This window comes from Sporosarcina sp. CAU 1771, assembly GCF_054482775.1.
Genome location: NZ_JBTLRN010000046.1, coordinates 1 through 7,463, shown reverse-complemented (window position 1 = coordinate 7,463; position 7,463 = coordinate 1). Strand labels below are relative to the sequence as shown.

Here is a 7,463-nt window from a genome sequence, read left to right as displayed (position 1 = left end):
TGTCGTATAATGGACATAAGGGCACTCTCTCCTGTCTTTATGTTTGTGTGGTAACTTACATTATACAGGATTTGGGGAGGTGCTCTATTTTTTATGCCTAGAAACCCTTGGTATGTAAGGGCTTGGAATTATGAAATTGACTCAAGTTATTAACCTTTTCTAGATAAGTTGTGAAAATTGGGGTTTTACCTTGTAATTCTTTGAACTGATTTAATTCTAAATAGGGTGAAACGTGACTAAGTTTGTTCTGACCGGCGCTCAAATCATATCCCGCATAAAATGGATCTTTTGCGATTTTTAGAAGTTGAATTGGATTAATTTTATGTTCCTTTTTATATTCCTGTAGTAATTCTTCCAAATGGATATGATCCTTAACTCCGGTTAAATCGGAAAAGTATTGGATTAATATAAGTTCTTTGGCAGGATCTTTTAGAAAATATTTGGTTTCTTTGTGTTTTACATAACCTAACTTCCTAGGTGGATATCTTCTTCTTGCTTCTTCAGTTCTTCGGGCAATATTTTTCCCCTCAACATCCCCGACGATATTTAGTACTCCTTCCAAGAGATAATTATCAGTTGCTTGTTGATGTCCATTCCCAGCTGATGTAAAGAAAATAGTAACATCATTCTTTTTGCAAATGGAAAAAAAATAATTAGATTCATAAAAATCCCTAAATAAGCGTGAACGATCGAAGGCGAATATAATATCGACCTGATTTTTTTGAATCAAACTAATTAAACTTTGTATTTTCGGTCGGTCTTTTATCTTTAATTTATTTGCAGAAATGCCGTGTTCATCGATGATTCTAATTTCGCTTGAAAGGTATTTTTGACGATAGATCGCATCGGCAGAGACTTGCATTGCTAAGTCTTGGCCCACTGAACTTACACGCCTGAAAAACACTTTGTACTTACATTTCATCAGGATTCACTCCGATTTCTCTAAATTTCCTTTTCATTAAATAGTTTTGATGAAGTAATTTCGCTTGTAAGCGATATGGAACTTCCAATTGTTCTACGATAATACGTTGAATTAAATATTGTATCCATACATCAGTTACAGGGTTAACTTCTGATCCTATGCTTAAATTAATCTTTCTTCTCATAAACACACCTCCGCAAATAGCATTGACGAATAGTGATGTGTTTTATACAATGAAATTTTATAGCCTAGGTGTGTTTTTTGAGTGGGGATTACCTTCATCTAAATCCAATTCAAGACGTAGTTGAAAAGTTTCGTCACTATTAGAATTACTGAAAAAAACTTGGATTACTCCTTTTTTTACTCCTGGAAAAGATTTATGCTCCTTTAGATTCATAGTCCTGTCTCCATTCCTGATATTTTAGAAAGCCATTGTAAATAAATGGCGACAGATGTCCTTCTATTTTTAGTATTTTCAACTTTTTCATAAAATCTTTATTCTCATCAATAGATTTACTAACGCAGCTAGAATTCTGTGTATCAATAGATTCTTTAATAGGACTTCCATTATTTGAATTACTTGTATTATTTATAGATTTCAAGCACACTCACTTCCATTTTGACTAATTTTTGGTGAGTCGCCATTATATACTTGAGTCCCAGTTCTATTTAACAATGCCTCTAGTTCTATAATTAATAAATCCTGAATTATATTTTTTACGTTTACCGCGTTCTCTAATGATGAATAGCTACGAATAACATTCATTTGTTTTCTCTCCTTTGAACTTAATAGTGTAATTATTTTTTTTATTAGCGTATAGGAATTATATTTTTTTGTAGTATTAAAATTCAAGGGGGGATTCAATTAATTTAAAATTTATTTATTAAACTATGGTTTTGTTATTAATTAATTGGTGAAAAGGATCTTAGTAGTGGCACTTAGTTAATATATAATTCATAAACCCTCAGCGGAAATATCCGTGAAAAAGAAAAACCGCGTAAGACCAAGTTTCAAGAAACTTGGTCTTACGCGGTTTTAACTTTCCGTTTTTTCTTATTTACTTTTAGTCAATAAGAAAAACCACCTTTTTAATCAGACTCTTATGAGTATACAGATTATTGTAGATAGGTAATGTAGTACAATAGAAATAGAGTATATTATTCCCATTAAAATTACGCATAATGTTACTAGTTGAAAAATATAGGGATTAGTTATCCAAAGCAAAAGCTGATAAATAATAATCATTATATTCATTAATAATTTGTAAATTAATCTAGTTTTTATAAATGGATTAAGAGAAAGTAAACTATTCAAATTTATAGATACTTTTTTTAAAACTTTTGAATTTGGAGGGATTAAAGTGTTAGATAAAATTATTCTTAAAAAAGCTGCTACATTTAATGATGAAGGAGGAGTATTGGAAAATCTGAAAAAAATAAACTTTATTTACGGAAATAATGGGTCTGGAAAAACAACAATCTCTGAATTACTAAGAAATGAAAGTGGTTTTCCATATTGTTCATTAGAATGGAAAAGTAGAAAAGTCGCAACTTATGTTTATAATAGAAACTTTGTAATAGAAAATTTTCATCAGGATGAAACAATAAAAGGTATTTTCACTTTAGGTAAGGAATCAATTAATCTTCAAGCCAAGATTGAACTTCTAAAAGAAGAAATTAATAGGAATACTGAAAGTTTAGGGAAGTTAGACGGTGTCTATCTTCATAAAATCAAAGAACAAAAAGATTTAATTGATGAATTTAAAGAATTGTGTTGGGAAATAAAAAAAGAGGTAGATGAGGATTTTAAGGATTTAATCGAGGGGTACCGGAATTCTAAAGAAAGTTTTATGAACAAATGTATAGAAGAGACAAAGAATATCAATAGAAAGTTGAAAACTATAGAAGATATTAAATTAAAAAAAGAGTCGTTTTTTGATAGAATAATTGAGAAGTTAGAGGTATATAGTATCTTAAAGTTTGAAGCTATAGAGGATATTTATATATTCCAAAAAAAAATTATAGGTAAAGAAGATGTAGATATAGCAGATTTGATTATGAAACTGAATATTAGCGACTGGGTAAAACAAGGTTTTACATACATAAAAAAAAGTGAAGAACAATGTCCCTTCTGCCAACAAGAGCTTCCAGAAGAATTTGAGAATAAGTTAATTAGTTATTTTGATCAAACATACTTAGGGAATATAGAATTATTAAATAACGTTTCAACAAATTATGAAAATCAAACCATTGAAATAATAAGTGAAATTGAACTGCTTATAAAAAATTCTAAGGGTTTATATTTAAATGAAAAAAAGGTTGAAGAATTTCTAATATTAATTAAATCTAAATTCAAAGAAAACATTCAGCTAATAGATAATAAGAAAAAGGAACCAAGTAGTACTATTGAACTTTCTGAGACTTCAACATTAATAAATAAAGTTAATTTAGAGCTATTGAAAGCAAATAAAGAAATCATAAAGTATAACGATTTAATTGAAAACTTTAAGGCAGAAAAAGAAAATTTGATTAAAGATATGTGGCGATATATTGTAGAGAAAAATAAAAGAACATTTACAAGTTTCAATATTAAAAAGATTAATGTTGAGAAAGCAATAATTGGTATTAATGATAATAGGGAAAAGAAGAAGATAATTATTAGAGATATTGGGCGAAAAGTAACTAGTCTACAAGAGCATACTACAAGTATAGAGTATTCAGTTAGTGAAATTAATAAAACACTTGAATCATTTGGATTTATTAACTTCAAATTATCCACAGCAGAAAAAAAGGGTAATTATAAAATAATTAGAGACAACGGTGATGATGCTAAGGAAACACTAAGTGAAGGCGAAAAAACATTTATTACTTTTCTATATTTTTATCAACTATTAAAAGGTAGCGCTAGCATTGAAAATATTATTACTGAAAAAGTAGTAGTTATTGATGATCCAATATCTAGTTTAGATAGTAATGTTCTTTTTATGGTAAGTAGCTTAGTTAGACAAATAATGTTTGATATAAAAGAGAATAAAATGGATATAAAGCAGCTTTTCATATTAACACATAATATATATTTTCATAAGGAAGTGACTTTCAAACAAGGGAAGAAGAATTACGGTGAAGCTGGTTTTTGGATTGTGAAAAAGAAAGATAACCAATCAGTTATAGTTCAATATGATGAGAATCCAATAAAAACTTCATACGAGCTGTTGTGGAAGGAATTGAAAAGTAGGGATAAGCAAAGCCTCGCCTCAATTCAAAATGTTATGCGGAGAATACTCGAGAACTATTTTAAGTTCCTTGGTAATATAGCTCTTGATAGTTTAGAAGATAGTTTCGAATATGAAGATAAACTTAGATGTCGGTCATTAATATCTTGGATAAATGATGGTTCACATTTTATTAGCGATGATCTATTTGTTGAATCTAGTGAGGATGTAGTGGAGAGATTCTTCGAAGTATTCAGAAAAATCTTCGATTCTCAAGGGCATATTGCTCACTTTAATATGATGATGTCTAGTTTTTCTGAAAAACCTATTACAATTGAGAATGAAGATACAGATAATTTTAATGAAGGCAATGATGAAATTAGGGCTTCATTTAAAGAAGTGGCGGTTACAAGGCAATAATGTATCAAGATAACTTTGCTTTTACTTACTGTGTTGCTCAGTATTACTATAGTAATGTTAAAAAACAGCAACATCCGATGTGTTATTCCACTAATATAGTTTTGTCATTGTTTTTATTATATTCACAGCCGTTTATTAGTTTATTTCTTACCGCTAGTAACACATAAATATTCTTTAAGTAGGCTTTTGAAAACTGAATAAAACAATCTTGAGTTGGGGGAAAACATATGAAGTTCGTTGATTATTATGAAGTCTTGCAGGTAAGTCCTACGGCTAGTTTTGAAGTTATTAAAGCTTCATTCAGACAATTGAGTAAGATGTATCACCCTGATACGTTTCAGCAGGGCGATAAAAAATTTATATTAATTAAAGAAGCTTATGACACCTTATCTGATGAACATTATAGATATGAGTACGATAAATTATGGAGTGAGAATAACACCCGAGGCAACTCAAATAATATTAAAGAAGAAAGTACCACAGCTCAAAATGAGTTTTCAAACCCAAAGGTTAATACAGAAAAAAAGTTTTTTCGTTCGGATAATTTATTTTTAGTACTATTGTGTATTTTGTTTGGAATAACATTCTCTCTTTTATTTGTAGGAATGATGATTTATCTTTTTACTGCCACTTCTAATCCTATTCCTAGAGCTCAAATAAATTCTGTTTCTTTAGCGAGTGAAGAATATTCAAAGATAAAAACAACAGAACGCATTTTCAATCACGGAGATGCATATTTTGAGATTTATAACGGAACGAACCTTACTATTAAGAGTATTGAAATTGAAATTAATTTGATGAATGATAGCGGTGACATTATTGAAACAAGGCAATTTAAAAAGAGTGTACATATTGCCCCATTGACTGTCGAAAAAGATATATATATTGTGACAGGTATTAGGGATTTACCAGTTATTGAGGATGGTAGTTTACGTATCCAACCTAAATATATTTCGTGGTCGTATATTGATATTATTGGAGATAAGATTCAATAATTGAATCTTTAAAGAGAACATATAGGAAAAAGGAGTTAGTATTATTTGTTAATTAAACTTATCGGGTGCTATTCCATATCCCTTTTTTCAGTGAAAGGGACATTTTGTGACATAAGTTAGGAGAATATTTTTTGCGGAATACTGATAAAAAATATCGAGAATTAAGTGCTGAAATAGAAAAGGTTAAATTCCACAATAGGTCCCTTTTGACATTATTAGGATTGTTAAACGAAAAAAAGATGGTGAATACAACCATTTATGAAGCTGTAGTTTTGTTTGACCTATCTAAAAGCAATTTAAGGGGGTTAAAAACACTGATTTTGGATTATAACGGGAATAACTTTGCTTTGGAACAGAAGGCTTTATTGATTAATCCTGTTCTTACAAAAGATAATTTAGTTTTTATTATTAAATCGTTTGTGAATGCGGATATGTTCATAAAACAAGGTAATGAAATATTAAATAATTATGATACAAATAAGTAATGTTAAGCTATCGGGTGCGATTCTTCAATATGGATTGTGCCTGTTTTCATAAAATGGGCCTTTACTCGAATGGGGATTGTTGTAACTGGACTGGATATATTAACCCCAAATACAATTTAAGGTGATGAAATTGGATAAAAGTAAACCTCTTCTATTGATTTTATTTAGAACACTAATTTGTGGTTTGTATTATGGAACAGTAAATGCAAAAACGAACGTTACTGCTCCCTCACTTGAGGAGAAAATTACTGAAGGCAAACAACTCACTCTTTTATCGTTACCTAAATTAATTGGTTAAAGTTTCAAGCTAAATCATCTTTATAAAACTAGTTACATTGGAGTGTGAATATGCAAAAAAAAGTTGAAGAAAGAATTAGAAAAAGTATAAATGTCAATCGACATAAAGTTATTATTGCAAAGTCTTTTCTAATGAATTATGAATCTGAAGTAATAGAGACGTTGAATGTACTAGAGGAATTCACGGTTTCGCAGGGATTTCCAAAACCAAAAGAAATAGTTATCCACCAATCCGTCGATATAGATGAACAAGTAATAAAAACTTCTAAATACATAGCATACAAAATTGCCTTTTTAGAAAGTGTAATGGAATTAATACACTCAAATCTTTTGATTTCCTTAGACACAAATAGTAGTGCTCCAGATGGAAGGATCGGCTGGACTACTGTTATACCTGGACAAGGAGGGACTAGCTCAGGTTGGAATTTTGCCGATTTAGGGTTCCCAATCCCTAATCGGGTAAGAAAATCAAGAAACAATACATCGACAAATTTCACATTGTTTGAACCAGATTTGTTTATAGAACACTTGGACATAAAAAATGCGGATGCGGAGATCATAGAAGCTTTGAATGACTCCATAGATTGTTTTAAGCAGGGGTTGTATAGGCCTTCTCTTGCTATGTTAGGTAAAGCTGTAGAAGGTGCTTGGATTGAACTAGGTATTTCATTATATAAGTATGTTATTTCCCAAGGGATTTCTAAAGATAAAAACGAGAAGCACATAAATAGCTTGAAGGGACAAATTAGTTTCGTTAAAAAGGTTGAATTGGTTACAAATTTATATACGATTCATCATAAGGATTGGCTAGACTTTATATCCACTGAAACAGATGTAAAGACTTTTGAATTAAGAGAGGCCCAAAGCTGGACAGATCTAGTCCGAGAATCAAGAAATGCTATTCATTTTGGTGTGAAACCTTCGGTTGAAAATAATTATGAAAAAAATTCAATGATGTTATTGGCATCAGTTAAATATTTTAAAATGTGAATATTGCAGATGAATTGAGCCACTTGTGCGGAGTTTTGAGCCAGTCACTGCGGAAGATAGAGCCACCAAGTGCGGAACAGAGAGCCACTATATATAGTAAAACCTCTTGTATAATAAAGTAGCATGCAAATCAGCATGACAC

8 protein-coding genes are annotated in these 7,463 nt (G+C 30.3%); 5 read left to right on the top strand and 3 right to left on the bottom strand.

Features of this window, described 5'->3' with window-relative positions; genetic code table 11:
- Positions 1–97: 97 nt before the first annotated feature.
- The 3 genes from ACXYMX_RS16765 to ACXYMX_RS16755 all read right to left on the bottom strand — a co-directional run bounded on the left by ACXYMX_RS16765 (position 98) and on the right by ACXYMX_RS16755 (position 1,688).
- On the bottom strand, positions 98–922 hold the full coding sequence (locus ACXYMX_RS16765; RefSeq protein WP_459045390.1) for a recombinase family protein: 825 nt from the start codon (positions 920–922) through the stop codon (positions 98–100).
- On the bottom strand, positions 912–1,106 hold the full coding sequence (locus ACXYMX_RS16760; RefSeq protein WP_459045389.1) for a hypothetical protein: 195 nt from the start codon (positions 1,104–1,106) through the stop codon (positions 912–914). The genes ACXYMX_RS16765 and ACXYMX_RS16760 overlap by 11 nt, the downstream gene beginning before the upstream one ends.
- A 414-nt stretch (positions 1,107–1,520) precedes the next feature.
- The gene (locus tag ACXYMX_RS16755; protein ID WP_459045388.1) at positions 1,521–1,688 is read right to left on the bottom strand and encodes a hypothetical protein; all 168 of its coding nucleotides are present in this window, start codon (positions 1,686–1,688) and stop codon (positions 1,521–1,523) included.
- A 595-nt stretch (positions 1,689–2,283) separates the two neighbouring features.
- Between ACXYMX_RS16755 and ACXYMX_RS16750 the strand changes: the two genes are divergently transcribed.
- The 5 genes from ACXYMX_RS16750 (at position 2,284) to ACXYMX_RS16730 (ending at position 7,321) form a co-directional block, all read left to right on the top strand.
- Positions 2,284–4,554 (top strand): AAA family ATPase, encoded by a 2,271-nt coding sequence (locus ACXYMX_RS16750; RefSeq protein ID WP_459045387.1) that lies wholly within the window; start codon positions 2,284–2,286, stop codon positions 4,552–4,554.
- Between the two features lie 227 nt (positions 4,555–4,781).
- Positions 4,782–5,549 carry a J domain-containing protein gene (locus ACXYMX_RS16745; RefSeq protein ID WP_459045386.1) on the top strand — a complete coding sequence of 256 codons (768 nt, stop codon included), beginning with the start codon at positions 4,782–4,784 and terminating at the stop codon, positions 5,547–5,549.
- A 131-nt stretch (positions 5,550–5,680) separates the two neighbouring features.
- Positions 5,681–6,034 (top strand): hypothetical protein, encoded by a 354-nt coding sequence (locus ACXYMX_RS16740; protein WP_459045385.1) that lies wholly within the window; start codon positions 5,681–5,683, stop codon positions 6,032–6,034.
- A 130-nt stretch (positions 6,035–6,164) separates the two neighbouring features.
- Positions 6,165–6,332, top strand: coding sequence for a hypothetical protein (locus ACXYMX_RS16735; protein WP_459045384.1), 168 nt, complete (start codon positions 6,165–6,167; stop codon positions 6,330–6,332).
- A 50-nt stretch (positions 6,333–6,382) separates the two neighbouring features.
- Positions 6,383–7,321 carry a hypothetical protein gene (locus tag ACXYMX_RS16730; protein ID WP_459045383.1) on the top strand — a complete coding sequence of 313 codons (939 nt, stop codon included), beginning with the start codon at positions 6,383–6,385 and terminating at the stop codon, positions 7,319–7,321.
- Positions 7,322–7,463 lie beyond the last annotated feature (142 nt).